The organism is Marixanthomonas ophiurae (genome assembly GCF_003413745.1).
GTDB lineage: Bacteria > Bacteroidota > Bacteroidia > Flavobacteriales > Flavobacteriaceae > Marixanthomonas > Marixanthomonas ophiurae.
In genome coordinates, this window is record NZ_QVID01000002.1 from 747,315 (window position 1) to 772,909 (window position 25,595).

The 25,595-nt window shown below is 34.2% G+C and carries 27 protein-coding genes; 10 read left to right on the forward strand and 17 right to left on the reverse strand.

Features of this window, described 5'->3' with window-relative positions:
• The first annotated feature begins 17 nt into the window (after positions 1 to 17).
• The 4 genes from DZ858_RS13650 (at position 18) to DZ858_RS13665 (ending at position 4,087) form a co-directional block, all read left to right on the forward strand.
• Positions 18 to 1,892 carry a DNA polymerase III subunit gamma/tau gene (locus DZ858_RS13650; RefSeq protein ID WP_117160213.1) on the forward strand — a complete coding sequence of 625 codons (1,875 nt, stop codon included), beginning with the start codon at positions 18 to 20 and terminating at the stop codon, positions 1,890 to 1,892.
• Between the two features lie 22 nt (positions 1,893 to 1,914).
• Entirely contained in the window at positions 1,915 to 2,433 is a 519-nt protein-coding gene (locus DZ858_RS13655; RefSeq protein ID WP_117160214.1) for a hypothetical protein, read from the forward strand.
• A gap of 179 nt (positions 2,434 to 2,612) precedes the next feature.
• Positions 2,613 to 3,194, forward strand: a complete 582-nt coding sequence (gene miaE / locus DZ858_RS13660) for a tRNA-(ms[2]io[6]A)-hydroxylase (protein ID WP_117160215.1) — start codon at positions 2,613 to 2,615, stop codon at positions 3,192 to 3,194.
• A gap of 128 nt (positions 3,195 to 3,322) precedes the next feature.
• Positions 3,323 to 4,087, forward strand: coding sequence for an RluA family pseudouridine synthase (locus tag DZ858_RS13665; RefSeq protein WP_117160216.1), 765 nt, complete (start codon positions 3,323 to 3,325; stop codon positions 4,085 to 4,087).
• Here DZ858_RS13665 and DZ858_RS13670 read toward each other — a convergent pair.
• From DZ858_RS13670 to pyrR, 8 genes are all read right to left on the reverse strand, one after another.
• Positions 4,084 to 4,998, reverse strand: a complete 915-nt coding sequence (locus tag DZ858_RS13670) for a Ppx/GppA phosphatase family protein (RefSeq protein ID WP_117160217.1) — start codon at positions 4,996 to 4,998, stop codon at positions 4,084 to 4,086. The two genes, DZ858_RS13665 and DZ858_RS13670, sit on opposite strands and share 4 nt — an antisense overlap.
• Position 4,999: 1 nt before the next feature.
• Positions 5,000 to 7,093: a polyphosphate kinase 1 gene (ppk1, locus tag DZ858_RS13675; protein WP_117160218.1), complete on the reverse strand. Its 2,094-nt coding sequence runs from the start codon at positions 7,091 to 7,093 to the stop codon at positions 5,000 to 5,002.
• Positions 7,093 to 7,578 (reverse strand): SixA phosphatase family protein, encoded by a 486-nt coding sequence (locus tag DZ858_RS13680; RefSeq protein ID WP_117160219.1) that lies wholly within the window; start codon positions 7,576 to 7,578, stop codon positions 7,093 to 7,095. The genes ppk1 and DZ858_RS13680 overlap by 1 nt, the downstream gene beginning before the upstream one ends.
• Before the next feature lie 27 nt (positions 7,579 to 7,605).
• Positions 7,606 to 8,250 carry a pyridoxamine 5'-phosphate oxidase gene (pdxH, locus tag DZ858_RS13685; RefSeq protein ID WP_117160447.1) on the reverse strand — a complete coding sequence of 215 codons (645 nt, stop codon included), beginning with the start codon at positions 8,248 to 8,250 and terminating at the stop codon, positions 7,606 to 7,608.
• 88 nt (positions 8,251 to 8,338) lie between these two features.
• The gene (locus DZ858_RS13690) at positions 8,339 to 9,244 is read right to left on the reverse strand and encodes a ribonuclease Z (protein WP_117160220.1); all 906 of its coding nucleotides are present in this window, start codon (positions 9,242 to 9,244) and stop codon (positions 8,339 to 8,341) included.
• 38 nt (positions 9,245 to 9,282) lie between these two features.
• The gene (locus tag DZ858_RS13695) at positions 9,283 to 9,618 is read right to left on the reverse strand and encodes a ribonuclease Z (RefSeq protein WP_117160221.1); all 336 of its coding nucleotides are present in this window, start codon (positions 9,616 to 9,618) and stop codon (positions 9,283 to 9,285) included.
• 108 nt (positions 9,619 to 9,726) lie between these two features.
• Entirely contained in the window at positions 9,727 to 10,653 is a 927-nt protein-coding gene (locus DZ858_RS13700; protein WP_117160222.1) for an aspartate carbamoyltransferase catalytic subunit, read from the reverse strand.
• A 15-nt stretch (positions 10,654 to 10,668) separates the two neighbouring features.
• Complete coding sequence (pyrR, locus tag DZ858_RS13705) at positions 10,669 to 11,208, reverse strand: bifunctional pyr operon transcriptional regulator/uracil phosphoribosyltransferase PyrR (RefSeq protein ID WP_117160223.1); 540 nt, start codon at positions 11,206 to 11,208, stop codon at positions 10,669 to 10,671.
• A 178-nt stretch (positions 11,209 to 11,386) separates the two neighbouring features.
• On the opposite strand from pyrR, the gene DZ858_RS13710 reads away from it, so the two are divergent.
• The gene (locus DZ858_RS13710; protein WP_117160224.1) at positions 11,387 to 11,818 is read left to right on the forward strand and encodes a hypothetical protein; all 432 of its coding nucleotides are present in this window, start codon (positions 11,387 to 11,389) and stop codon (positions 11,816 to 11,818) included.
• Position 11,819: 1 nt separating this feature from the next.
• Here the strand turns inward: DZ858_RS13710 and corA are convergent, their stop codons facing one another.
• A complete protein-coding gene (gene corA / locus DZ858_RS13715; protein ID WP_117160225.1) occupies positions 11,820 to 12,908 on the reverse strand; it encodes a magnesium/cobalt transporter CorA in 1,089 nt (362 codons plus the stop codon).
• Between the two features lie 86 nt (positions 12,909 to 12,994).
• Here corA and DZ858_RS13720 point away from each other — a divergent pair, with 86 nt between their 5' ends.
• The gene (locus tag DZ858_RS13720; protein WP_117160226.1) at positions 12,995 to 13,780 is read left to right on the forward strand and encodes a LytTR family DNA-binding domain-containing protein; all 786 of its coding nucleotides are present in this window, start codon (positions 12,995 to 12,997) and stop codon (positions 13,778 to 13,780) included.
• Between the two features lie 179 nt (positions 13,781 to 13,959).
• Positions 13,960 to 14,910 (forward strand): DUF5694 domain-containing protein, encoded by a 951-nt coding sequence (locus DZ858_RS13725; RefSeq protein WP_117160227.1) that lies wholly within the window; start codon positions 13,960 to 13,962, stop codon positions 14,908 to 14,910.
• Positions 14,911 to 14,995: 85 nt separating this feature from the next.
• Here DZ858_RS13725 and hisIE read toward each other — a convergent pair whose 3' ends face one another.
• Genes hisIE through hisG form a run of 8 tightly spaced genes read right to left on the reverse strand, consistent with a single transcriptional unit; the run spans position 14,996 to position 21,990 of the window.
• Entirely contained in the window at positions 14,996 to 15,598 is a 603-nt protein-coding gene (gene hisIE, locus DZ858_RS13730; RefSeq protein ID WP_117160228.1) for a bifunctional phosphoribosyl-AMP cyclohydrolase/phosphoribosyl-ATP diphosphatase HisIE, read from the reverse strand.
• Positions 15,599 to 15,602: 4 nt separating this feature from the next.
• Complete coding sequence (hisF, locus tag DZ858_RS13735; protein ID WP_117160229.1) at positions 15,603 to 16,358, reverse strand: imidazole glycerol phosphate synthase subunit HisF; 756 nt, start codon at positions 16,356 to 16,358, stop codon at positions 15,603 to 15,605.
• Positions 16,348 to 17,076 carry a 1-(5-phosphoribosyl)-5-[(5-phosphoribosylamino)methylideneamino]imidazole-4-carboxamide isomerase gene (gene hisA / locus DZ858_RS13740; RefSeq protein WP_117160230.1) on the reverse strand — a complete coding sequence of 243 codons (729 nt, stop codon included), beginning with the start codon at positions 17,074 to 17,076 and terminating at the stop codon, positions 16,348 to 16,350. The genes hisF and hisA overlap by 11 nt, the downstream gene beginning before the upstream one ends.
• A gap of 2 nt (positions 17,077 to 17,078) precedes the next feature.
• Positions 17,079 to 17,660: an imidazole glycerol phosphate synthase subunit HisH gene (gene hisH / locus DZ858_RS13745; RefSeq protein WP_117160231.1), complete on the reverse strand. Its 582-nt coding sequence runs from the start codon at positions 17,658 to 17,660 to the stop codon at positions 17,079 to 17,081.
• Positions 17,660 to 18,796, reverse strand: a complete 1,137-nt coding sequence (gene hisB / locus DZ858_RS13750) for a bifunctional histidinol-phosphatase/imidazoleglycerol-phosphate dehydratase HisB (protein WP_117160232.1) — start codon at positions 18,794 to 18,796, stop codon at positions 17,660 to 17,662. Before hisB ends, hisH begins: the two co-directional genes overlap by 1 nt.
• A complete protein-coding gene (gene hisC / locus DZ858_RS13755; RefSeq protein WP_117160233.1) occupies positions 18,793 to 19,845 on the reverse strand; it encodes a histidinol-phosphate transaminase in 1,053 nt (350 codons plus the stop codon). Before hisC ends, hisB begins: the two co-directional genes overlap by 4 nt.
• Positions 19,846 to 19,849: 4 nt before the next feature.
• Entirely contained in the window at positions 19,850 to 21,133 is a 1,284-nt protein-coding gene (gene hisD, locus DZ858_RS13760) for a histidinol dehydrogenase (RefSeq protein WP_117160234.1), read from the reverse strand.
• A complete protein-coding gene (gene hisG / locus DZ858_RS13765) occupies positions 21,133 to 21,990 on the reverse strand; it encodes an ATP phosphoribosyltransferase (protein WP_117160235.1) in 858 nt (285 codons plus the stop codon). Before hisG ends, hisD begins: the two co-directional genes overlap by 1 nt.
• 300 nt (positions 21,991 to 22,290) lie before the next feature.
• On the opposite strand from hisG, the gene DZ858_RS13770 reads away from it, so the two are divergent.
• Genes DZ858_RS13770 through DZ858_RS13780 form a run of 3 tightly spaced genes read left to right on the forward strand, consistent with a single transcriptional unit; the run spans position 22,291 to position 25,547 of the window.
• Entirely contained in the window at positions 22,291 to 23,253 is a 963-nt protein-coding gene (locus DZ858_RS13770) for an OmpA family protein (RefSeq protein WP_117160236.1), read from the forward strand.
• Entirely contained in the window at positions 23,246 to 23,809 is a 564-nt protein-coding gene (locus DZ858_RS13775; protein ID WP_117160237.1) for a hypothetical protein, read from the forward strand. Before DZ858_RS13770 ends, DZ858_RS13775 begins: the two co-directional genes overlap by 8 nt.
• A gap of 10 nt (positions 23,810 to 23,819) precedes the next feature.
• Positions 23,820 to 25,547, forward strand: coding sequence for a sodium:solute symporter family protein (locus tag DZ858_RS13780; RefSeq protein ID WP_117160238.1), 1,728 nt, complete (start codon positions 23,820 to 23,822; stop codon positions 25,545 to 25,547).
• The last annotated feature ends 48 nt before the right edge of the window (positions 25,548 to 25,595 follow it).

Sequence of the window (25,595 nt, forward strand, 5' to 3'; positions counted from 1 at the left end):
TATATTTGTTAGCAACTATGGAACACTTTATTGTATCTGCCCGAAAATACCGCCCCACACAATTTAAAGATGTGGTTGGGCAACAAGCTATTACCAATACATTAAACAATGCCATAGAGAATGATCATTTAGCACAAGCGCTTCTATTTACAGGACCTCGAGGCGTGGGAAAAACTACGTGTGCTCGTATTTTAGCAAAAAAAATAAATCAAGACGGCACACAACAAGAAGACGAAGATTTTGCTTTTAATATATTTGAATTAGATGCGGCTTCCAATAACTCGGTAGATGATATTCGTAACTTGATAGATCAAGTACGAATACCACCGCAAGTTGGTAGTTACAAAGTCTATATTATTGACGAGGTACATATGCTTTCTTCAGCAGCTTTTAATGCTTTTTTAAAAACGCTTGAAGAGCCACCAAAACACGCTATTTTTATATTAGCAACTACTGAAAAACATAAAATAATCCCTACCATCCTCTCTCGTTGTCAAATTTTTGACTTCAGAAGAATAACCGTAAGTGATATCAAAGGGCATTTAGCCGATGTAGCCAAACAAGAAGGAATCGATGCTGAAGACGATGCTTTGCATGTAATCGCTCAAAAAGCAGATGGCGCATTACGAGATGCACTATCTATTTTTGATAGAGTAGTTAGCTTTTCAGGGAAAGAATTAACACGTCAAGCCGTTACCGAAAATTTAAACGTTCTTGATTACACCTACTACTTTCAAATTACAGATTTATTGCTGGATAACAATATACCAGAGGTTTTACTCGCTTATAACAACATACTAGCAAAAGGCTTTGATGGCCACCATTTTATTATGGGGCTTGCCTCCCACTTCCGTGATTTATTGGTTTGTAAAAGTCAAGAAACTATCGAACTTCTTGAAGTTGGTGAGCAAGTAAAAGCTATGTATTTTGAGCAATCACAAAAAACAACGCATACTTTTTTAATTGAAGCCATTGAGATAGCGAATGGTTGTGATTTACAATACAAAACGAGTCGTAACCAACGTCTTTTAATTGAGTTATGTTTAATGCAACTAGCGTCTCTTACCGCTAGCGGTGAAAAAAAAAAGCATAGCAGCAACGGAAACGCCTCAAAAAAGCGATACGTAATCCCGCCTTCTCACTTTAAAGCTACTGAAAAAGAGAAAACTACACCTTCTTCTTCGGAAACAGTACCTCCAAAACCTAAAGTTGAATCAACAATAGAAAAGGCGTCCTCAGAAGAGCCAGTATATTCTTCAAATGAAGATGTGAAACCGGAAAAAGAAGAAGCAGAACCAACTTCAACAATAGCTGAACCTAAACCAGAACCGGAAGTTGAAAAAGAGCAAAATTCTGAAGTTGAAACTAAGAATGATGATTCAGGAAGTAAGATTGCAGATAAACGCTCTCAAATTATAACTGAGTACGGTAACAAGAAAGTTTCTGCCTTATCGCTGAAGAGCATCCGTAAAAAGCAAGAACTTAAAAAAGAGCAATTAGCTAATCAGCCTGACGAAGAAAACCTACCAACAGACCCTTTCTCGGAAGACGAAATGCGCACTGCTTGGACGCAATATGCAAAAAAAGTAGAAACCGATGGTAAGTATAATTTGCTTTCACATCTTACAATGGGCATCCCAAAATTAGATGGTAATATTATTCACTTAGAATTTCCAAATGACACGATAAAGGTTGAAGTAGAACGCGCTAAATATGACTTATTAGGGTTTTTAAGAGAGAAACTTCAAAACTATAATATTGATCTTGACATTCTAGTGAATGAAACGGTACAAAAGAAATATGCCTATACCACCCGGGAAAAATTTGATAAACTCACTCAAAAGAATCCTGCACTTGAGAAATTGCGACGTGAGTTTGATTTGGATATTTAACTATGTTAGCAAACATTTAAAAATGAATAAGAGTAAAATAATTTCATCATCATACTTTTATATTGGCATACTGATAATAATTCTTGTCGGACTTGAACTCTTTGCTGCGGATTTAGCTTATGAAAATTATGGATGGGCAGAATCTGCAATACTATTTATTATGATTCTTTTGAATGCTATTCCTATCATTTTATTATATTTTAAAAAAAGGTTGATTTCATTGATCATTTTACTCGGGCTTGGTATTATTATTATTCCAAATCAATTAATTGTAGCTAAAAAGTTAATTTTACTAAAAGAAGAAGCAGCGAACATTGTCAACTTTGCATATCTTAAAAAGTTAAAAACAGGTAATTTTCCTGATACTATATCTGATTACAAGTTTGTCAACCCCAAATTGAAAGAACATTTTGATTATAGTAGATTCATTGATAATTCTAACGAAGATAATTTTCAAGTGACATATTATGTCGGAACAACTCATACATCTCATTTTTATACGCACAATAACGGTCCAAATTGGTATTATTACGATGATTAAAAAGTTTGGCCTACAACACTCATTTATAAAATATATTTAAAATAAGCTTTAAGAAAGATTTGTAATTTCTTATAAAGCCCTCCAAACTCTTAAATTTGGCTTTTAAGAATGATAAAGCAAAGAAGTTCGTTCTATACTTAATTTGTATTTTTACATTCCAGAATTAATACTTTAAAACTATGCTAGGCTTACAACTTCCAACCGATCCCAGATGGGTAAATATTGTAGAAAAAAATGTAGAAGAGATTTTGACTGATCACGCTTTTTGTGAACAGAAAGCGGCTTCTACAGCAATCTCTTTTATCGTTACCTACCCTGAATATACGGAGTTAGTACAAGAGATGACCGCTTTGGTTAAGGAGGAGATCAGTCATTTTAAAATGGTACACGACCGGATTATAGAACGTGGTTGGACCTTAGGTCGTGACCGAAAAGATCTCTACGTAAATAAATTGATGCAGTTTTTCCCAAAAGGAGGAAGCCGAATCACTAATCTAGTACATCGATTACTTTATGCGGCGTTGATTGAAGCCAGAAGTTGTGAAAGATTCCGTTTACTAAGTGAAGAATTGGAAGACAAAGAATTAGCATTATTTTATAAAAATTTAATGGTAAGCGAAGCCAACCATTATACTATGTTTTTAGGTTTTGCTCGTAAATACGGAGATCGTAAAGAAGTTGACAAAAAATGGAACGCATTATTGGCGCACGAAGCAGAAATAATGAAAGATTTAAGTAAAAGCGAAACCATGCACGGATAACATTTTATCTGCTTTTAATAACTTAATTTATCGAAAAAGAATCTCATATAGTTCCTTTACTGGAAACCCCTACTCGACTATCAGATTATGTAGGTGGCGTTTTTAAAACCATTCCTTCACGAAAGGGAATGAAAAAGGCTATTGATAAAGGCTTGGTTTCAGTCAATGGAACTGTCGCCACAACAGGAAAGTTTTTAAGCGGTGGGGAAAAAATCATTCTTTCTTCTGAAAAATATAAAAGCGATAATCCAATTTTAAAACTACCATTAAAAGTTTGTTTTGAAAACAATCATCTGGCCATTATTTACAAACCTCCTGGGATTTTAGTTAGTGGCAATAAAAAGAAAACTATTGCCAATGCATTGGTGTATAACTTAACTAAAAGTAGCGCTACAGATGCACTTACAACACCGAAACCTGTGCATCGACTTGATTTTCCAACAAGTGGTTTATTATTAATTGCTAAAACGCATACTTCTGTAATCACGCTGAATAATCTTTTTAAAGAACGGAACATAAAAAAAACATATCACGCTGTTACGTATGGTGAAATGCCTCTAAAGGGAGTTATTACAACTAATGTAGATGAAAAAAATGCTTTTACGGAATATAAAGTGTTGCAATCTGAGCCTTCAGAGCGATTCAATTGTTTAAATCTAGTTGAATTGTTTCCAAAAACTGGACGGAAACATCAATTGCGAGTTCACCTGTCAAGTATAGGGACACCTATTTTAGGTGATAAAAACTATCATAAAGAGGGATTGTTGTTAAAAGGAAAAGGATTGTTTCTGCATGCTTCATCGCTAGAATTCACAGACCCAATTACAAACGAAATTATTGCAATAACGAAAGATCTTCCGAAGAAATTCAGAAAAATATTTCCTAAAAATTAGTTGTTTACTTCTAGTTCAGCAGCCAATTTTTCGTTGTGAAGACTTTTTATAATCCCATCGGAGAGTCCAATTTTAGGGACATAGACATTTTTAGCACCGCTCCATTTCATAGCAGATAAATAAATTCGAGTTGCAGGCACAACCACATCGGCTCTATCTGGATTCATATTTAATTCGGTAATACGCTCATCGTAGCTAAGCGATTTGATCATATCGTAATACGAACCTAAGTAAAAATAACTAAGGGGTTTGCCTATCTTTTTCCCACTATTTTTATAAATGTGGTTAATATTTCCACCGGAACCAATTAAAGATACTTTTTTATAGGGTTTGGTGACAGCTTTTATCCATTCTTCTACATCTTGCCAAATGTTTTCCCTTATCATGTTATTGATAATTCGTACCGTCCCTAGCTTGAAGGACTTAGAGTCAATTGTGTGTCCGTCACTAAATAGCGTAAATTCAGTGCTTCCGCCACCTACATCCACATATAAAAATGTTTTTTCAGTTTGTATTAATTCCTTTAAATCAGTTGTAGCAATGATTGCAGCTTCATCATTACCATCGATTATATTTATGTTAATACCTGTTTCTTTTTTTAGTCTTTTAGCGACTTCGCTACCATTTTTAGCCTCACGCATTGCCGAAGTAGCACACGCTCTAAAGCGAGTAACCTCGTGGTTTTTCATTAGTAAATCAAATGCTTTCATGGCATCAAGCATTCGTAATTGATTTTTTTCTGAAATTTCACCTTCCAAGAAAACATCGGCGCCTAAACGAATAGGAACGCGAACCAAAGAACGTTTTTTGAAAATAGGGTCTTTTCCCTTTTGTTCAATAACCAAGGCGATTAATAATCTAATTGCATTAGAACCGATGTCTATTGCAGCATATTTTTTTATTGTAAGCAAATTAAGTGTTTAATTTTTGTTGGTAATATTCGTATAATTTAAATTGTGAGCGAAAAGGTTCTTCATCATTTTTGCGGTACTTATTTAAGGCCTTTCCTGATATAATTCGAGCTTTCACATTATCTTTCCAGGAAATTTCAAACGTATCGATCAATTCTTGTTTAATGTCTTTATCATAAATTGGACACGAAATTTCAACTCGGTTGTCTAAGTTACGTCCCATAAAATCTGCAGATGAAATATAAATTTTGGTTTCACCTCCATTTTCAAAAATAAATAAACGAGGATGTTCTAAAAACTTATCTACAATACTAATTACTTCAATATTTTCGCTCATTCCTTTTACACCAGGCATTAAGCAACAAATTCCTCTAATTATTAGTTTTATTTTTACTCCTGCCCTGCTCGCTTGATATAATTTGTCAATCATTTTAAAATCTGACAAACTATTCATTTTTAAACGAATACCACTTGGTTTTCCGTTCTTTTTATTTTGTATTTCTGTATCGATTAAATGATACATTGCATTCCGGGTGTAATGCGGCGAAACAATAAGGTGGTTGTATTTTTTAATTTTATAGTTTACTTCAAAAAAATCGAATACTTTATTGATTTCTTTACCAATCTTCTGGTTGGAAGTAAATAAAGTGTAATCTGTATAAATTCGTGCTGTAGACTCATTAAAATTACCCGTACTTATAAAAGCATAGCGCTTGATCTTTTCATTTTCCAATCTTTCGATTACACAAGCTTTGCAATGCACTTTTAAACCAGAAACACCAAAAATAAGCCGTACACCCTCACTTTGCATCTGCTCTGCATATTCAATATTTGCTTCTTCATCAAAGCGCGCTTGAAGCTCAATCTGTACTGTTACTTTTTTGCCATTTTTTACAGCATTTATCAAAGAACTAGCAATATGTGAAATCTGTGCAAGGCGATAGATAGTAATGCGAATTGATTTCACTTTAGGGTCTAATGCTGCTTCACGTAAAAATTTTACCACATATGAGAAGCTTTGGTAAGGAGCATACAACAAATAGTCTTTATCAGCGATTTTGTCGAACAAGCTTCCTTGCATACTTAACCCTTTTATGGGTAACGGTTCTATTTTTTTGTATAATAAATCGTTTCTACCCAAACTAGGAAACTTCATGTAATCTCGGCGATTGTGGTACCTTCCCCCTGGAATAATACTATCGGTAGTATCAATGCCCATTTTTTGCAATAAAAACTGAAGCGTTTCAGCATCAATACTTTTATCATACACAAACCGAACTGGATCGCCACTACTTCGGTTTTTTACACTTTTTGAAATCTTTTCAATAAAACTTCGGCTTAAATCACTGTCGATATCCAATTCAGCATCGCGAGTTATTTTAATCATGTGTGCCGAAATGCTTTCGTATTTAAAAATACTGAAGATGTTATTTAAACAATACCGTATTAAATCGTCAAGAATTATAATGTACTGTTTGTCTCCTTTTGAAGGCAAAACAATAAACCTGTCTATTACCTTAGGAATTTCTATTAATGCAAAATTACTTCGCGACTGGAACGTTTCATCATCCTTTTTCATCACCATTCGTACAGCCAAATAAGCAGCACTATCTTTTAAAGAAGGGAATTCTTCTAATTCGCCAATCATAATAGTTACTAAGGCCGGACTTACTTTTCGAATAAAATAATCTAGAATAAACTCACTTTGGGCTTTAGTTACTTCGGTTTCATTTATAATATATATGTTTTCTTTATGAAGCTCTTTTCTTATTTTTTGAAGTATACGTAAGCTTTGAGATTGTTGCTCGATTACAATTTGTGTAATTTCTTCTAATAAATCTGATGCTGAAATTCCACCTAAAAAACTTCTTCCACCTTTACCGGCTTCAACAATACGACGAACGGTAGCGTAACGAACCTTGAAAAATTCATCTAAATTATTTGAAAAAATTCCTAAAAAACGAAGTCGTTCAATTAAAGGCACCGAATGGTCTTCTGCTTCTTGTAAAACACGAGCATTGAACTGTAACCAGCTTAGTTCGCGGTTTCGGTATTCGTTTTTGGTAGTATTTAAATTCTCTATTTTCTCGGTCATTATTTTAAATGTCTAGGAAAAACCATTTTTTTGGTAGTGCCTGTAGAAACGTCCTTCCAGTTATCTTCATCAAACTCAATCATCACAAAACCACTGGTGGGTAAATTTTCAATTTTCTCACTACCCATCATATTTACAGTTGAAGTAAATGCATGGTTATGACCAACAATCATTACCTTATCTAACGCATTGTCTAGGCTTTTAATTACTTGCATCACTTGTTGACCGCTAAAATCATATAAATCGTGTGTCAATTCGTAATTATCATCACTAATATCTAAAGCGTTTTTAAAATATTCCGCCGTAGTTCGTGCCCGATTAGCATCGCTTGTCACTATTTTTTGAGGCGACTCTATTTCGCCTTTAATTTTTTCTGAAACTAATGTTGCATCATTATGACCGCGTTTTTTTAAAGGACGCATATGATCGTCTACTTCATATTTCCAAGAAGATTTTGCGTGTCTTACCAAATAGAGTGTTTTCATTATTTTGAAATTTTAAATGGTTTTAAATTACGGTTGTAAACGTTTTATTTTCCAATTTACTCCTTCTAAAGTATATTGAATACGGTCGTGAAGCCTATTGGGCCTTCCTTGCCAAAATTCAATTTCTATGGGTTTTACTAAGTAACCGCCCCAATCTTTTGGTTTTGGTACTTCTTTACCTTTATACTTTTTTTCAAACTCGTCTAGTTTCTTTTCTAAGGCCTCCCTACTTTCTATTTCGCTACTTTGATTAGAAACCAAAGCTCCTAACTGACTTCCATGTGGTCTGGAATGAAAATAGTTTGTTGAGTCTTCTTCTGAAGTTTTCTCGGCAATGCCTTTAATAATCACTTGACGCTCCATATTAGGCCAAAAAAATGAAAGGCAAACTTTTTTATGATGAGTAATTGATTTTCCTTTCTCACTATTGTAGTTTGTATAGAAATAGAAACCGTTTTCATTATACTTTTTAAGTAATACTACGCGACCTCTTGGAAAGTCATCTTCGCCAAATGTAGAAAGTGTCATCGCATTCACTTCATCAACTCCACCAGATTCTTTTACTTCAAAAAACCACTTTTGAAACTGTTGTATAGGGTTTTCATCAACGTTCTGCTTAATTAGTTCAGCTTTTTCATAAGATTTTCTGTAGGCATGTAGGTTTGTTCCCATAAGTACTTCTTTACTGCAAGTTACGGGTTTTAACAGTGTATTTAAAATAGAAAGTTTTAAATGTGTATTAAATTTAATCCTAAAATACTTAAATGTCAAATTGTTTGCCATCTTCGGCCAACTCAACAGTAAAGAAAATCTCTTCTGCTTCTTTTTTAAATAAGGAAAGGTTGCCATACCGGCCAGAATAATGACCTAAAATTAACGTCTCAACATCAGCCTTTTTTGCAATAACAGCAGCTTCTTTAGCTGTGCTGTGTTTCGTTTTCTCGCATAAATGATGATGAGACTCTAAGAATGTTGATTCGTGATACAATGCTGTTGCATTTTTTATCTGTGGAACTATTTCAGGGTAAAATGCTGTGTCACTACAATAGGCATACGATTTTGAAGGTTCTGGTTCTAAAGTGACTGTTTTATTTTCGATCAACTCCCCTTTTTCGTTTTCTATGTCAAACCCCTGTTTCAGTTTCTGAAAATAGGTATGATGAATACTCGCTTTTTGAGCGGCATTAAAATCTAATTTTCTTTCTTTAATCTTTTCCTGAAAGAGAAAACCATTGGTGTAAACCCTGTGGTTTAAAGGAATTGTAGTAACTGTTACTTTTTCATCTTCAAAAAGTAAGGTAGGTTCTTTACTATCCAATTCGTGAAAGAATAAGGAATAATTGGTCCAAGATTTTCCTAATTTTAATTGAAGAAGAATGGCTTCTTTAATTCCTTTTGGGCCATATACATGTAAATCTGCTTCTCGTCCCAATAGCAAAAAAGTAGAAATTAATCCTATTAAGCCATAAAAATGATCACCGTGTAAATGCGAAATGAAAATATGCTTAATACGTGAAAACTTCACCTTATATCGACGTAGTTGTACTTGAGTGCCTTCTCCACAATCTATTAAAAATAAATGTCCTTGAACTTCTAACACCTGCGCAGTAGGATGTGCATTTATATGTGGTGTTGCAGAATGACAGCCAAGGATAGTTAATTTCATAAAATGGAATTTAGTAAATTGTTTTCAGAAAAAGGGGGTTAAAATCCCAAATCACGTTCTATTTCTTCCATATCAATAATATCTGAAGCTTCTTGAACAGTAGGTACTACAATCATTTCCATAGGAATTACATCTGGACTAATAGCATTGTTTACTAATACAAACGAATGTTTTGTTTTACGATGTAAATTTGAAACTTTCAAAAATTGAAGTAGTTCTTCCAATTCAAGAGTGTCATATTTTAGTAAATCGATAACTACATTCTGACCTTTAAACTTCTTCGGAATTTGATATTCCAAAAAAGAAGCAAAGTCTAAAATATCATCTTGTTCATCTGCTAAGATCACATAATTATCGTGATTGGTAATTTTCATCTGTATAAAATATTTGATAAGAAGTAAGAAGCCCATCTGCCGTTTGGGCAGAGAGTGTCCTGAAATGCACCTTTAGTTTCTTTACAATTTCTAATAGGGCATTTCATATTATTGAATTTTTGAAGCTAATAAATATAGTACAGCCATACGTACAGCAACTCCATTTTGTACTTGATTTAATATAATTGCCTGTTTGCTATCGGCTACATCACTAGTGATTTCCACACCTCGGTTTATGGGTCCTGGGTGCATTACTACAATCTCTTTATTAAGCGAATCTAAAAGTTTTTTGTTAACCCCAAACTGCTGTGTATATTCTCTAGTAGTTGGAAAATAACTAATATCCATCCGTTCATTTTGAACTCGAAGCATATTGGCCACATCGCACCACTCCAACGCTTTGCGAAGGTTGGTATCTACTTCTACTCCTAATTGCTCTATAAATTTAGGAATAAGCGTTTTAGGGCCACATACTTTAACGGTTGCTCCAAGCTTTTGAAGTGCAAAAATATTACTCAAAGCTACTCTAGAATGTAAAATATCACCTACAATAACCACTTTTTTACCAGCAACATCACCTAATTTTTCACGTATTGAATAACAATCTAACAATGCTTGTGTAGGATGTTCGTGAGCGCCATCACCTGCATTTACAATACTGGCTTTTATATTTTTTGAAAGAAAAATACCTGCACCAGGATTTGGATGCCGCATCACCACCATATCTACTTTCATTGATAAGATGTTGTTTACAGTATCAATTAACGTTTCTCCTTTTTTTACAGAAGAGGAAGCAGCAGAAAAGTTAATTACATCTGCTGACAGTCGTTTCTCTGCTAATTCAAAAGAAAGGCGTGTTCTGGTGCTGTTTTCAAAAAAGAGGTTTGCTATTGTAATATCACGCAGTGAAGGAACTTTTTTAATGGGTCGGTTAATCACTTCTTTAAAATGATCTGCCGTTTCAAAGATAAGGTTAATGTCATCTTCGGTTATGTATTTTATTCCCAGTAAGTGGTTTACACTTAGTTCGCTCATAATTTTTCTGAAACTTTAATTACTTACTAAATAAACTACATCTTCGCCTTCATTTTCTTTCCAACACACCTTAACTTTTTCATTATTAATAGCATCTACTTGCCTACCTCTATAATCGGGCTGAATGGGTAAATGTCTGCTAAAACGTCTATCGATAAGGGTTAAGAGCTCTATTTCTAATGGGCGACCAAAGGATTGCATGGCCGTTAATGCCGAACGAATGCTTCTACCGGTGTATAAAACGTCATCGATAAAGACAACCTTTTTATTTTCAACCACAAAATTAATATTGGTTTTATTAGCTTCTAGTGGTTTTCCGCTTCGTCTAAAATCATCTCGATAAAAAGTGATATCTAAATATCCTAGTTGAATATTTTTGATTTTATATTCGTCTTCCAATAATGTTTTCAACCGTTCTGCCAAAAATACACCACGCGGTTGTATTCCTATTAAAACAGTATCAGAAAAAGTATCGTGATTTTCAATTAATTGGCAAGCCAAGCGATGAAGCGCAATGTTGATTTCGGTTGCGTTTAGTAACACTTTTTGGCTCATAGAGTAGTCTAGCTAAGATTCAAAGTACAAAAGTACTATTTTTTTGATGAATTAATAGGGTTCCCTATCATTCAGTTTTAATGGTTTTCCTTTTTTACAATTTTCAGAGGGATATATCTTTAGTTCAAACTAAAAACTATTTTGTACTTTTAACAGAACCAACCAAAAACTAAAATTTATGACAACTACCACCAAACCCAATACAGCTTTTTGGATCATTGCCGTTTTAGCACTTTTATGGAACGTGATGGGCGTTATTCAATTTGTTATTTCCACCTTTATGTTAGAAATGGTAACAGAAGGAGCTTCTTCAGAAGAAATGGAATTATACACAAGTATGCCTGCATGGTATACTGCAGCTTTTGGCATAGCAACTATTGCAGGTTTATTAGCTTGTATAATGATGCTTATGCGTAAGAAAATCACTATTAGCTTATTTGGACTTTCTTTAATAACTGTCTTAATAGCGCAAATTTATTGGATCTTCGCTACAAATGTTATGGATATTATAGGGCCAACAGCGATTATCATGCCTTTAATAGTCATTACCATTTCTATTTTTCTATATTTTTATAATAAAGGAGCGAAACAACGCGGTTGGCTCAATTAGTTTAAAGCCACTTTTTTCTTTTAAAATACCATAATAAGCCAAAAAAGACAAGGATCATAGCGCCCCATAGGTAGTAATATCCGTAGCGTAAATGAAGTTCGGGCATATGCTCGAAGTTCATTCCGTAGATACCAGCCATAAATGTCAATGGAATAAAAATAGATGCCATAATCGTCAGTACTTTCATGACTTCGTTCATCTTATTACTGATGGTTGTCATGTACATATCCATTAAGCCCCAAATCATTTCACGATAAATATCGACACTTTCTGAAACTTGAATAATATGATCGTATAAATCACGAATATAGTTTTGAGTCCGTGCTTCAATTAATGCGGTATCGGTTTTTTCAAGTCTATTTATTACTTCTCGCAAGGGTATTACTGCCCTTCTAATTCGTAATATTTCTTTCTTTAAAACTTGAATATCTTGAGTAATATCGTCTTCAACTTTATCTTCAAATAATTGATCTTCTATTAATTCAATTTTTGCGCTTAATGTTTCAATTACACTAAAGTAATTATCAACTACCGCATCTAATAAAGCGAACATTAGATAATCTGCACCTTTATTTCGAACACGACCCTTCGAATTTTCAATTCGGTCTCGTAATCCATCAAACACATCGCCATCTGCTTCCTGAAAGGTGGTGACATAATTATGGCCAACCACTAAACTTACATGTTCGTTTACAAAATCGCCATCGTCCGTATAATGCAACATTTTAAAAACAATAAATAAGTAATCTTCGTATTCATCCATCTTTGGACGTTGATTGGTGGTCACAATATCCTCTTGAATCAGCGGATGCAAACTGTAATAATCACCAAGGCGCTCTATTTCTTTAGTGTTATTAAGACCGTTGACATTAATCCAAGTAACATGCTCTGACGTCTCAAATTCAAATGCATCTTCAATATTTTCAGTGTCTATTCGTTTGTAATGATCTTTTGAATAGTCAATGATTTCCAACTTAGTAACCGTAGATTCTTTTTTACCCGTATACGTTACTTGCCCAGGGACTTCATTCCTGTTTTTATGAGGTTTTACTTTCGGAAGTTTTATACGGCGTTTTTTTCTTGCAGTCATTTTTATAAATTGTTTTTTTAAAGATAGAAAAACTAAATCTTTTAATTATTTTAGACTTGTAACTAATATTAAATAAGCTTAGAAAATTGTTAAACACCACGTATCCATTTGATCCTTTCATGAAGCATCATTTGCTCGTTGCTTTAGGTCTTGTAATATGGATTTTTACGTTTTTATATTTAACCGAACCCCTTGATGTTAATGAGCTTACTAATATAGAGCAACTTATTTATTTACCTATTTACGGCCTAGTGGGTGGGATTGCGTACTTTTTTATGATGCCTTTTCAAAATTGGCTATGTAAAAATACAACTTGGACTATTGGCAAAGAACTGTTATTCATACTTTGCTTTAGTATGTTAGCATTCATAATTGCAAGAGGTGTCTATTTATATATTATTGTTTCAGGCGAACCCAACCCGTATGGAGTGTGGTATTTCTTTTCTTCAATTTATCTGCCTGTGATTGCTGTTATCTTGCCTATCGTTATAGGAGGTCGTTTAGCTTTAGGAAAATACAGAGAAAAGAGTTTAGAGGATCAAAAAATAAAAATAGATGGTGAAGGAACCTATGAAGGGTTGCATGTGCAGTTAAATGATATCATATCCATAAAAGCTGATGACAACTATATTGAAGTGGTTTTTTTAGATTTCGGAAATGTAAAGAGACAACTAATACGAAATAAGCTTTCGTATATCGAAACACTTGACACATCTTTAATCCGAAGTCATCGTTCTCATATATTTAATCCTTTTCATTTTAAGCAGTGGAAAAACAAAAAAGGAAAACTAGCACTTCTTTTAAGTAACGATATTGAAATTCCCGTTTCAAAAACATATGTTGAACATGTAAAGTCTGTTTTAGAATCTTAATTTTTTCTCAATTAATCAAATAGGTAAAATAAACCTATCTTCAATATAAATTATACCACAAATAAGTATTATTTCACCCCAAACGCCCTAAATTAAGGACATTTGATACTCTTCTACTTGTATGTTTGTTTCAGAAATAATTTATTTCCAAAACTCAAAGGGATCTATAAACAAACAACATGAAAAATCTAATCTTCTTTTTAACTACCGTAATTTTAACAACAAACTTACTGTCACAAACACAAACCAAAAAAGAAGTATTTATAATTGGTACCATGCACGAAGTACCTAAAATTGTTAAAAACAGTTACAAACCACTTTTAAAATTAGCAGTAAAATACAACCCTGAAGCTATTTATGTTGAAAGTCCGAGGCCAAATGACTCAATAAGCTGGGAATATTTAAAAAACGGTTGGTCAAAACATTATAAAGAATTTTACTATTTATCAGATTCGCTAAAAAATAGTTTCAGTTTTAATCAGCAAGCCTTGGATTCGTTACTAAAAAAAGATTTTGAAAATCTTACAGAAGACAATTTAAAACTAATAACTACTTCGTTTGCTTACCTTAGGGACAATGCTAATTATGAATTTTACAAATACATTCAAAAACACGGCGTTGAGGGTTCAAAGAAGCCAACACGTGCTGAAGACGGAGATTTAACAGCAAAGCTAGCTTTGGAGTTGAACATCAAAAAATTACATTCCATGGACGATCAACAAACGAATAAACAATATCATGAAGCTTGGCAGGGTTGTGCAAATCAAGGGCAAACCAATGGGGATAAGAAAATTAATAGAGAATTGAATAAAAAAGACTACAACAGAGCTATACTACCTGCACTTTTAGGAAGGTTAGGTAAACACGTAAATAAACGTAAATCTTTATTAAGGTTACACAAATTATCCTCATTTACATATGTGAAAAATGAAACTGAAAGCTGTACGTTAGGGACAAAATTTTGGAACGAACGCAATAGCAGAATGGTAACAAACATTGCTAGTCAAGTACTAAGTAATGAGTATACTAAAAACATTGTCATTGTCGGGGCTGCCCATGTTATTGGATTAGAACGAGAGTTAAAGAAAAATTATCCAGATATCAGCATTAAATTAGTTGATAAAAACTAATTACGTATGCTCATAAAATAAATGACTCATTTTCATTTCTTCAAACGCAAAAAAATGTGATCTGTTATATAAAAGTGTTGCAAATTTATTGGCTATGCCGCATTTGTAACACTTTTTCAATAGCTGAAAGTGTAAATCCTTTTGCCTGCAACAAGATTAGATAATGAAACAACAAATCGCTGCTTTCATTTAAAAATAGAGTGTCATCGTTATCCTTTGCTTCAATAACTACTTCAACTGCCTCCTCTCCTACCTTTTGAGCTATCTTGTTCATTCCTTCTCTAAAAAGAGATGAAACATATGAGTTTTCGTTTTCCGAGTTATCCTTTCGGTCTTTAATCACTTCCTCTAGTTTTGAAAGAAACCCGAAGTTTGAACTATTCTCTTCATTCCAACACGTGTCGGAACCTTTGTGACAAGTTGGTCCTTCTGGATTTACTTGAATAAGCAGCGTATCGTTGTCGCAATCAACTTTTATAGAAACTAGGTTTAAAAAATTACCACTCTCCTCTCCTTTCGTCCATAGCCTGTTTTTGCTACGGCTAAAAAAAGTGACTTTCTTCGTTTCATTTGTTTTCAGAAAAGCTTCTTCATTCATATACCCCAACATCAGCACATTTTTTGTGATGGCATCTTGTATAACAGCTGGTACTAAACCGTTTTCATATTTTGTATAATCAATTTGCATAATTTTATAATCTAACAGGGATTCCCTGGGTTTGTAAATCTTTTTTTAATTCTGAAATTTCTATTTCTTTAAAGTGAAATACGCTAGCAGCTAAAGCTGCGTCTGCTTTCCCCAATTTAAATGCATCACTAAAATGGTTGATGGTCCCAGCGCCACCTGAAGCGATAATTGGAATATTAAGTGTTTCTGAAAGTTTTTTTAGAGCTTCATTAGCAAAACCGTCTTTGGTACCGTCATTATCCATTGATGTAAAAAGAATCTCTCCGGCTCCTCTTTTTTCAACTTCTAGTGCCCAATCAAATAAGTTAAGCGTTGTTGGTTCTTTTCCGCCAACCAAATGCACAATCCACTCATCGTTAATTTGCTTTGCATCAATCGCCACTACAATACATTGCGAACCAAATTTAGCAGCTAAATCGTTTATTAACTGCGGATTTTTAACTGCTGAAGAATTTACCGAAATTTTATCGGCTCCATTTTTTAATAAAACGGCAACATCTTCCACACTCGAAATTCCGCCGCCAACCGTAAAAGGGATATTTATGGCTTCGGCAACTTTCAAAACAAGATTAGCAAGCGTTTTACGGCGTTCTTCAGTAGCTGAAATGTCTAAAAACACCAATTCATCGGCTCCAGTTTCATAATAAATTTTAGCCAACTCCACTGGATCTCCCGCGTCACGTAGGTTTACAAAGTTTACACCTTTTACGGTGCGTCCGTTTTTTATATCCAAACAAGGGATAATTCGTTTAGTTAGCATCTAATATAAATTTTTCAAGTTGTTTCATCGAAATTCTGTTTTCATAAATAGCCTTCCCAATAATAGCGCCTTCACAGCCTATTTCAGCGAGCTTTGGTAGATCATCAAAAGTAGCGACACCTCCTGAAGCGATTAGTTTTAAATTCTGGGTTTCAGACAAGATCTGTTTGTATAAGTCAAACGAAGGCCCTTCTAACATTCCATCTTTACTAATGTCTGTGCAAATAACATACGATACTCCTTCATCTTGGTATTTTTGAATAAAAGGAATGACAAACTCATCACTCTCTTCTAACCAACCTCCAACTGCTACCTTTTCATCTTTTGCATCTGCACCTAAGATAATTTTATCACTTCCATATTGTTGTAACCAGTTTTTAAAAACATCCGGTTTTTTAACGGCAATACTTCCGCCTGTTATTTGATTGGCACCACTGTTAAAAGCTATTTCTAAGTCTGTATTACTCTTTAAACCGCCTCCAAAATCTATTTGTAAGTTGGTTTTAGAAGCTATTTCTTCTAAAATTTTATAATTAACAATATGGCTGCTTTTTGCACCGTCTAAGTCAACTAAATGCAGGTATTGTATGCCATGAGCTTCAAATTGTTTTGCTACTTCAAGTGGGTTTTCGTTATATATTTTCTTTGTGCTGTAATCACCTTTTGAAAGGCGTACGCACTTACCTTCAATGATATCTATAGCAGGTATAATTCTCATAATTAGATTGTTAAAAAATTTTTCAATATTATTTCTCCGGCAGTACTACTTTTTTCAGGGTGAAATTGCACTCCGTAGAAATTATTTTTTTGTAATGCTGAAGAGTAATCCCCGCCATAATCTGTAGTTGCAATGGTTTCATTGCACGGTGGAACATAATAACTGTGCACCAAATACATAAATTCATGTTCTGAAATATTTTTAAATAAATCAGATTCTAAATTTGAAATGGTGTTCCAACCCATTTGTGGGACTTTTAATGTGTTTGAAAATCGTTTTACGTCAACATTAAAAACACCCAACCCCTTTGTATTTCCTTCTTCCGAAGAAGTGCAAAGTAATTGCATCCCCAAACAAATCCCAAAAACAGGTTGTTTTAAGGTCGGTATGAGTTTGTCCAACCCTGTTTCTTTTAGCATTTTCATCGCACTGTCTGCGTGACCTACACCAGGAAAAATTACTTTATCAGCATTTTTAATTTCTTCTTCATTATTACTTAAAACAGCTGTAAAACCTAGGCGTTCAATAGCAAATTGAAGACTTTTTATATTCCCGGCACCATAATCTATAATTACTATGTTCATTACAATACGCCTTTTGTAGATGGTAAAATCATCTTGTCTGTATCTCGTTTTACTGCTACTTTTATCGCTTTAGCAAAGGCTTTAAAAATTGCTTCAATTTTGTGGTGTTCGTTGGTTCCTTCGGCTTTGATGTTAAGATTTGCTTTCGCGCCATCGGTAAAACTTTTGAAAAAATGATAAAACATTTCAGTAGGCATTTTGCCAATCATCTCACGTTTAAAATCAGCTTCCCAAACCAGCCAATTTCTACCGCCAAAATCAATCGCTACTTGCGCTAAGCAATCGTCCATGGGTAAACAAAACCCGTAGCGTTCTATTCCTAGTTTATTTCCCAATGCTTTTGAAAAGACTTCCCCTAAAGCAATAGCCGTATCCTCGATTGTGTGGTGTTCATCAACTTCCAGATCACCTTTTACCTTCACCGAAAGATCCATTTGACCGTGTCTCGCTATTTGATCTAACATATGATCGAAAAAAGCAATTCCGGTGTCTATATCACTTTTCCCAGTTCCATCAAGGTTTAGTTTTATAGATATATCTGTTTCATTTGTTTTTCTAGTTATTTCAGCGGTTCTTGCATCTAATTTTAAAAACTCATAAATAGCATTCCAGTCATTGGTCTCTAATGCTATAACAGCGTTTAATTCTTCTTTTTGAACTGTGATTTCGTTGGTTCCTAACTGGGTGTCATCATTGATGAAAATAGCTTTTGAGCCTAGGTTTTTAGCCAACTCCACATCGGTTAAACGATCACCGATTACAAACGAGTTTTCCAAATCGTATTCATCTGAAAAATACTTTTGCAACAAGGCTGTACCTGGTTTGCGGGTGGGAGCATTTTCATGCGGGAAAGTTCTATCTAAAAAAACTTCATTAAACACCACTCCTTCATGTTCAAATGCCTTCATAATAAAGTTATGAACTGGCCAGAACGTTTCTTCCGGAAACGAGTCGGTGCCTAAACCGTCTTGATTGGTAATCATAACAAGCTCAAAATCCAATTCCTTGGCTATTTTTGCCATATAAGTGAACACCTTAGGGTAAAAAACCATCTTGTCAAAGGCATCGATTTGTTCATCAACGGTTTCTTTAATGAGGGTTCCGTCTCTATCTATAAATAATACATTCTTTTTCATGATTTGAGTTGTTTTAGTGTGGCGATTAAAAGCTTATTTTCTTTAGGAGTTCCTACGGTAAAGCGCAATGTATTTTCACAAAGCGGTTGATTGCTTCGATTGCGAACTACAACACCTTTTTCTACTAATTGGTTGTAGCGTTTGCTAGCATCATCGACTCTACAAAGTATAAAATTTGCTTCTGAAGGGACTATTTTATCAATAAAACTTATTTCAAGTAAAGCTTTATATAATTTGATCTTTTCATCTATTAATGAGCCTATTTCTTTTTTTACCGATGATATATTCTGCAATCGATGTATAGCCTTTTCTTGTGTTAAGGAGTTGATGTTGTAAGGCGGTTTAATTTTATTTAAAATTGTTATTATTTCTTCGGAAGCAAAACAAATACCCAATCGAATTCCTGCCATTCCGTATGCTTTTGATAAGGTTTGTGTGATAACCAAATTAGGAAACTGTTTCAATTTTTTCGACCAACTTTCGGTTTCAGAAAAATCGATATAGGCTTCATCAATAACTACTAATCCTTTGAAGTTGTTCAATAACTGTTCAATATTAGCTTCAGAAAGAGCGGTTCCTGTCGGGTTGTTGGGCGAACAAAGAAAAATCATTTTTGTTTGTTTATCAACTGCCTCTAAAATAGCCGGAACGTTTGGTTGAAATGCTTCGGTTAACAGCACTTCCCTATTCTCGATATTATTAATTCCAGCGAGTACCTTGTACATTCCGTAAGTTGGCGGAAGTGTGATTATAGTGTCTTTTCCAGGCTCGCAGAAGGCTCTAAATAGCAAATCCAGTACTTCGTCACTACCATTGCCTAACAGCATATTCTTTTCTGAAATATCTTTAATCAGCCCTATTTCTTTCTTTAAAAGCCGTTGTTGCGGATCCGGATAACGGTTTACTCCGTTTTCAAACGGATTTTCATTGGCGTCTAAAAAAACCATAGCTGCTCCGCTTTCCGTAAACTCGTCACGTGCCGAACTATACGGCTCTAACGCTGCAACATTGGGACGGATTAATTTTTCTAAGTTACATGTGTTTGTCATACTATTATTTTAAACTTTTTAAACGAAGTGACACTGCATTTTTATGAGCTTGCAAACCCTCTGCTTCTGCCATGATTTCAATTGCAGAACCAATATTTTTAATTCCAGTCTCTGTTATTTTCTGAAAGGTCATACTCCTTAAAAAGCTGTCTAAATTAACTCCGCTATATTGTTTTGCATATCCGTTGGTTGGTAAAGTATGATTGGTGCCTGAAGCATAATCGCCAGCGCTTTCGGGTGTGTAATTCCCTATAAATACAGATCCTGCATTTTGAATATTCGTCACGAAATAGTCTTCATTTTCTGAAATAACAATAAAGTGTTCCGGTGCATATTCATTGATCATTTCTAGCGCTTCTTTTTCAGAATTGATTAAAATGAGTTTTGAGTTTTCAATTGCCTGAGTTGCAATTTCTTTTCTTGGTAATTGTTCCAACTGTTTTACCACTTCCTTTTCGGTTTCAGCAATCATCTTTTCAGAAGTTGAAACCAAAATAACTTGGCTATCAGGACCGTGTTCTGCTTGACTTAACAAATCTGACGCTACAAAGGCAGGATTAGCAGTATCATCTGCATAAACTAATAATTCTGAAGGTCCAGCAGGCATATCGATGGCTACATTATATTTAGTCGCCAGTTGTTTCGCTACCGTAACGTATTGATTTCCGGGACCAAAAATTTTATATACAGAAGGAACGGTTTCGGTACCAAATGTCATCGCGGCAATGGCTTGAATACCGCCTATTTTATAGATTTTAGCGATGCCACAAAGTTTTGCCGTGTATAATATGGCTGGATTGATTTCTCCGTTTTTATCAGGTGGCGTACAAAGCATAATTTCTTTGCAACCAGCAATTGTTGCAGGGACAGCAAGCATTAAAATGGTAGAAAATAGCGGAGCAGACCCTCCAGGAATATACAATCCCACTTTTTGAATGGGTCGTTTTTCCTGCCAACACGTAACTCCGTTGGTTGTTTCTACCGATACTTGTTCGGTTTTTTGTGCAGCATGAAATGTAGTAATATTCGCTTTCGCTAGGTCTATCGCTTCTTTTAATTCCGAAGAAACAGACTTTACAGCTTGATTGATTTCTTCTCCGGAAACTAATATCGTATCAGGCGTTATTCCATCGAAAAGCTGTGTGTATTTTAACACTGCGCTATCTCCTTTTGTTTTTACTTCTGAAAATATCTCATTGACAATTTTCTCAATATCAGCTACAGTTTGCGTAGGCCTTTTAAGTAAGGTTTCCCAAGTGCTTTTATCTGGATTTAGTACTTTTTCCATTATGCGATCATTTTTTCAATAGGACACACTAAAATTCCTTCAGCTCCTACTGCTTTTAATTCTTCAATAACTTCCCAAAACTCTTCTTGATTAACTACTGAATGCATACTACTCCAGCCTTCTTTGAGAAGCGGTAAAATGGTTGGGCTTTTCATACCTGGTAATAATTTCGTGATAGCTTCGATTTTATCATTTGGAGTATTCAGCAAAACATAGCGATTGTCACGTCCTTTTAATACAGATTGAATTCGAAAAATTAATTTATCCAACAGTTGATTTACTTGGTCACTAATTAAAGGAGATGCTGCCAATACAGCTTCACTTTTAAAAATAACTTCAACTTCTTTTAAATTGTTTTTAAAAAGTGTACTTCCGCTACTTACAATATCGCAAATACCATCTGCTAAACCAATATTAGGGGCAATTTCAACACTTCCATTGATAATGTGCAAATCTGCATTAATTCCTTTTTCGGTAAGATACTTTTGTGTGGTATTAGGATATGAAGTGGCTATTCTTTTTCCGTCAAGGTCTTTTATACTATCGTATTCAAAAAACTTTGATACTGCTAATGAGACGCGACATTTAGAAAAGCCTAACTTTTCTTTTACTTTAATATCATTTCCGTTTTCAACTAAAAGATTTTCTCCTATTATCGCACAATCTACTACACCATCTTTTAAATATTGAGGAATATCGCCATTACGTAAATAATAGATTTCCAACGGAAAATTTTTAGCAGGAGCTTTTAATTGGTCTCTGCCATTATCTATGGAAATGCCACAATCTTTTAAAATTTTTAAAGACTCTTGGTTTAGCCTACCTGACTTTTGTACTGCAATTTTTAATACTTTCATTTTTTTAATTTTAATGCATGAAAAAACCCGTTTGAGAATGCTCAAACGGGTTTCGATATAGTTTTATAAGTTTTAATTACAACATACCAAGATCACCTCGCAAGAGCGTGGAAATTAATATGGTGATGATGTAATGCTATCTGTTTCATAAGATGTGTACAAAGTTAGATAAAAATGTTTATATAATTATTAATAAACATATTATTATTAAGTAAAAATAAATACAATATTTTATTAGATTTGTTTTTTATAGAATTATAAGAAATAACTTACGTTCTATAAATCAATTTTTTACACGCTTTGAAAAGTTTTTTAATAGCTTTTATCATTTTTCTCATTTGGGCTTTTTTTGGGCTTTGGCTCTATTCATGGCTTCAGACAGACAAAGAATCTACTGCTGTTCTAACCGAAAACACGTCCATAAATAAAGATACACTTACCCCTAGTGCAATTGATAGTATTAATAAAATGGAGAGTAATTTACCTAATATAGACTCTATTCCTATTGAAAGTAATACTCCAATGGTTGTAAAAAATGATCAAGATGACATTTTATTTTTGTTTGAAGAAGGAATAATATCGCACAAAAACAGCACAGAAATTATTGTTCCTGAATCCACTATTGATTTTAAATACAAAATCAATACCTATTTAATTGAACACCCAAATAAAGAAGTACAAATTACTTCGATTTACAGTCCTGATGAAAATACGGAAACACCAAATATAGGAGTTCAAAGGGGTAATAAAGTAAAACAAATTTTAATTACGACTGGAATTGCTTCAAAAAAAATTGTGGTAAAACCTGTAATTAAAGACATTAATTTTGATGAAAATGAAGAATTTAGCGACGGTTTTTCCTTTTCCTTTAAACCTTGGGATAAAGACCGTGTGGAAGATATTGAAATAAACATTCCTGAATCGGTAACGGTATATCCTAAATTTTCTGAAACCGGAATTATCGTAAACAATAATTTACGTAATTTGTTTGAAGAGGTTAAAACCGCCCTTACAAACAACCCAGAGATGACTATTGCAGTAATTGGCCATACAGACAATGTAGGAAATGCAAACGATAATTACAGTATGGGGCTACAATATGCAAGACAAGTACGATGGTATTTAATTTCAAAAGGAGGTTTTGAGAAATCACTAATTAAAGCAATTTCTAAAGGCGAAACAGAGCCAATTGATACTAATAACTCTAAACGTGGAAGAAACGCCAATAGGAGGATTGAAATAGTTTACAATTATAATGGATAGTGTTTTTGAATACATAAACCAGTTTCCCAATTTGATCGGTATTTTCATTTTAATGCTGAGCTCCTTCGTTATTGGTTATTTTTCAGGATGGTGGTTGCAAAAAGGAAAAAGTAGAACCTTTATAAAAAAACTAAAAGGTGAAGTAAACGCCGCCAAACATCAACAAAAAGTAAACGATATTGAAACAATTTTTACTGAAATAAAGCCTAAAATTGTTGAAGTTGTAAAACAAACACAAAAGGAGATTATTAATCCTGAAGAAGTTTTGAAAAAGGCACGGACTAGTTTTGTTACCTACACAAAAGACAAACCTAAATTAGATTATGAAACTATTGGTTTTGCTCATAGCTTTGAAAGGGATGACCTTACTAAGATTGAAGGTATTGGTCCTTATATTGAAGAAAAACTCAATGAAATTGACATTTACACCTTTGAGCAAATAAGTAAGCTTACCTCTTCTGATATACGTGCGCTTACCGATATTATCGACTTTTTCCCCGGTAGAATTGAACGTGATAACTGGGTAGGACAAGCAAAATCTTTTATCGCTTACTAAAAAAAATTATATGCACTTAGCCACGTTAGACTGGGTATTAATCCTTTCTTTTTTTGCTGTCTTTTTAATAATTGGTTTAGTTGTAGCCAAAAAATCAGGTAAGAACACTCAAGAGTTTTTCCTCTCTGGGCGTAATATGCCTTGGTGGTTGTTGGGTATTTCTATGGTCGCAACAACATTTGCAGCCGACACACCAGGTTTAGTAACCGAACTGGTTAGAAAAAACGGAGTTTCTGGAAACTGGGTTTGGTGGGCCATGCTACTTACTGGAATGCTCACTGTATTTTTCTACGCTAAGTTATGGCGAAAATCTGGTGTTCTAACAGATTTAGAGTTTTATGAATTGCGTTACTCTGGCAAAGCTGCAAAGTTTTTAAGAGGGTTTAGAGCCTTATATTTAGGTGTTGTGTTTAACATTATAACTATGGCAGGCGTATGTTTAGCTGGTGCCAAGATTGCAAATATCTTATTAGGCATTTCGCAAGAAGAAGCCCTACTCTACTCTTCAATTATTGTCGTTATCTATTCTTCATTAGGTGGTTTAAAAGGTGTATTGATTACAGATTTAATACAGTTTGTAATCGCAATGGTTGGTTCTATTTGGGCAACAGTATACATACTGAACCTACCTGAAATTGGAGGGCTCTCCAACTTGCTTGAAAACCAACAGGTAGCTACAAAACTGAATATACTTCCAGACTTTTCAAATACTGAAATGTTAATCACCCTTTTCATTATTCCTTTAGCAGTACAATGGTGGAGTACTTGGTATCCAGGAGCAGAGCCTGGTGGTGGTGGATACATTGCACAACGTATGCTAGCGGCAAAAAACGAAAAACACGCCACTTGGGCCACTTTGTTTTTTAACTTTGCCCATTATGCCGTACGACCTTGGCCTTGGATATTGGTAGGACTGGCTTCAATTGTTATGTTCCCGAACTTAGAAAGTATTGCCACAGCTTTCCCTAATCTGAATGCCGAAATGCAAGGTCATGATGTTGCATATGTAGCTATGATGACGTATTTACCAGCAGGTTTAATAGGGTTGGTACTTGTTTCTCTTATAGCTGCATTTATGAGTACTATTTCAACACAATTAAACTGGGGAAGCTCATATATAGTAAACGATTTTTACGGCAGATTTGTTAATCCTTCAGCTTCAGAAAAACAAAAAGTATTGGTTGGAAGGATTTCTACAGTTGTATTAATGGCTTGTGCAGCTTTTTTCTCCTTTTATCTACAATCTGCAAAAGATGTATTTGACCTATTGCTGCAAATTGGTGCAGGAACGGGTTTATTGTTTATTCTAAGATGGTTTTGGAGCCGGGTAAACCCGTATAGTGAAATTGCAGCTATGTCCATTTCGTTTATAATAGCCCTTTTCTTCTTTGTAAATGAAAAAATGGATACGCCACTTTTTGAATTGGCCAGTCATTGGCAATTAACCATTGGAGTTATCATTACAACAATAGGATGGGTTTTAGTTACCTTAGTGACAAAACCAACTGACAAAGGAACCTTAGAGAGCTTTGAATCTTTGGTGTTTGGTGAAAAAAGTAAGTTTTACAACTTCAATTATAAAATATTGGCTTTCCTCTTAGGAATAATCGGTACGTATAGTGTATTGTTTGCTACGGGATACTTTATCTATTCCAAATTTGTAACGGCAACTTTGCTGTCCATTTTAGCAGCTATTTGTTGTTTTGTGTTAGTGAAGATCTGGAAACGGATTAATTAAAAATTAAAAAGCCCTTCATAAAAATGAAAGGCTTTTTAAGATTATATA

Bases quoted from the DNA above. Each gene is read 5' to 3' on its own strand.
- DZ858_RS13650 (WP_117160213.1), top strand. From the start codon at position 18: ATGGAACACTTTATTGTATCTGCCCGAAAATACCGCCCCACACAATTT.
- DZ858_RS13655 (WP_117160214.1), top strand. From the start codon at position 1,915: ATGAATAAGAGTAAAATAATTTCATCATCATACTTTTATATTGGCATA.
- miaE (WP_117160215.1), top strand. From the start codon at position 2,613: ATGCTAGGCTTACAACTTCCAACCGATCCCAGATGGGTAAATATTGTA.
- DZ858_RS13665 (WP_117160216.1), top strand. From the start codon at position 3,323: ATGAAAAAGGCTATTGATAAAGGCTTGGTTTCAGTCAATGGAACTGTC.
- ppk1 (WP_117160218.1), bottom strand. From the start codon at position 7,093: ATGACCGAGAAAATAGAGAATTTAAATACTACCAAAAACGAATACCGA.
- DZ858_RS13680 (WP_117160219.1), bottom strand. From the start codon at position 7,578: ATGAAAACACTCTATTTGGTAAGACACGCAAAATCTTCTTGGAAATAT.
- pdxH (WP_117160447.1), bottom strand. From the start codon at position 8,250: ATGGGAACAAACCTACATGCCTACAGAAAATCTTATGAAAAAGCTGAA.
- DZ858_RS13690 (WP_117160220.1), bottom strand. From the start codon at position 9,244: ATGAAATTAACTATCCTTGGCTGTCATTCTGCAACACCACATATAAAT.
- DZ858_RS13695 (WP_117160221.1), bottom strand. From the start codon at position 9,618: ATGAAAATTACCAATCACGATAATTATGTGATCTTAGCAGATGAACAA.
- DZ858_RS13700 (WP_117160222.1), bottom strand. From the start codon at position 10,653: ATGAGCGAACTAAGTGTAAACCACTTACTGGGAATAAAATACATAACC.
- pyrR (WP_117160223.1), bottom strand. From the start codon at position 11,208: ATGAGCCAAAAAGTGTTACTAAACGCAACCGAAATCAACATTGCGCTT.
- DZ858_RS13710 (WP_117160224.1), top strand. From the start codon at position 11,387: ATGACAACTACCACCAAACCCAATACAGCTTTTTGGATCATTGCCGTT.
- corA (WP_117160225.1), bottom strand. From the start codon at position 12,908: ATGACTGCAAGAAAAAAACGCCGTATAAAACTTCCGAAAGTAAAACCT.
- DZ858_RS13725 (WP_117160227.1), top strand. From the start codon at position 13,960: ATGAAAAATCTAATCTTCTTTTTAACTACCGTAATTTTAACAACAAAC.
- hisIE (WP_117160228.1), bottom strand. From the start codon at position 15,598: ATGCAAATTGATTATACAAAATATGAAAACGGTTTAGTACCAGCTGTT.
- hisF (WP_117160229.1), bottom strand. From the start codon at position 16,358: ATGCTAACTAAACGAATTATCCCTTGTTTGGATATAAAAAACGGACGC.
- hisA (WP_117160230.1), bottom strand. From the start codon at position 17,076: ATGAGAATTATACCTGCTATAGATATCATTGAAGGTAAGTGCGTACGC.
- hisH (WP_117160231.1), bottom strand. From the start codon at position 17,660: ATGAACATAGTAATTATAGATTATGGTGCCGGGAATATAAAAAGTCTT.
- hisB (WP_117160232.1), bottom strand. From the start codon at position 18,796: ATGAAAAAGAATGTATTATTTATAGATAGAGACGGAACCCTCATTAAA.
- hisC (WP_117160233.1), bottom strand. From the start codon at position 19,845: ATGACAAACACATGTAACTTAGAAAAATTAATCCGTCCCAATGTTGCA.
- hisD (WP_117160234.1), bottom strand. From the start codon at position 21,133: ATGGAAAAAGTACTAAATCCAGATAAAAGCACTTGGGAAACCTTACTT.
- hisG (WP_117160235.1), bottom strand. From the start codon at position 21,990: ATGAAAGTATTAAAAATTGCAGTACAAAAGTCAGGTAGGCTAAACCAA.
- DZ858_RS13775 (WP_117160237.1), top strand. From the start codon at position 23,246: ATGGATAGTGTTTTTGAATACATAAACCAGTTTCCCAATTTGATCGGT.
- DZ858_RS13780 (WP_117160238.1), top strand. From the start codon at position 23,820: ATGCACTTAGCCACGTTAGACTGGGTATTAATCCTTTCTTTTTTTGCT.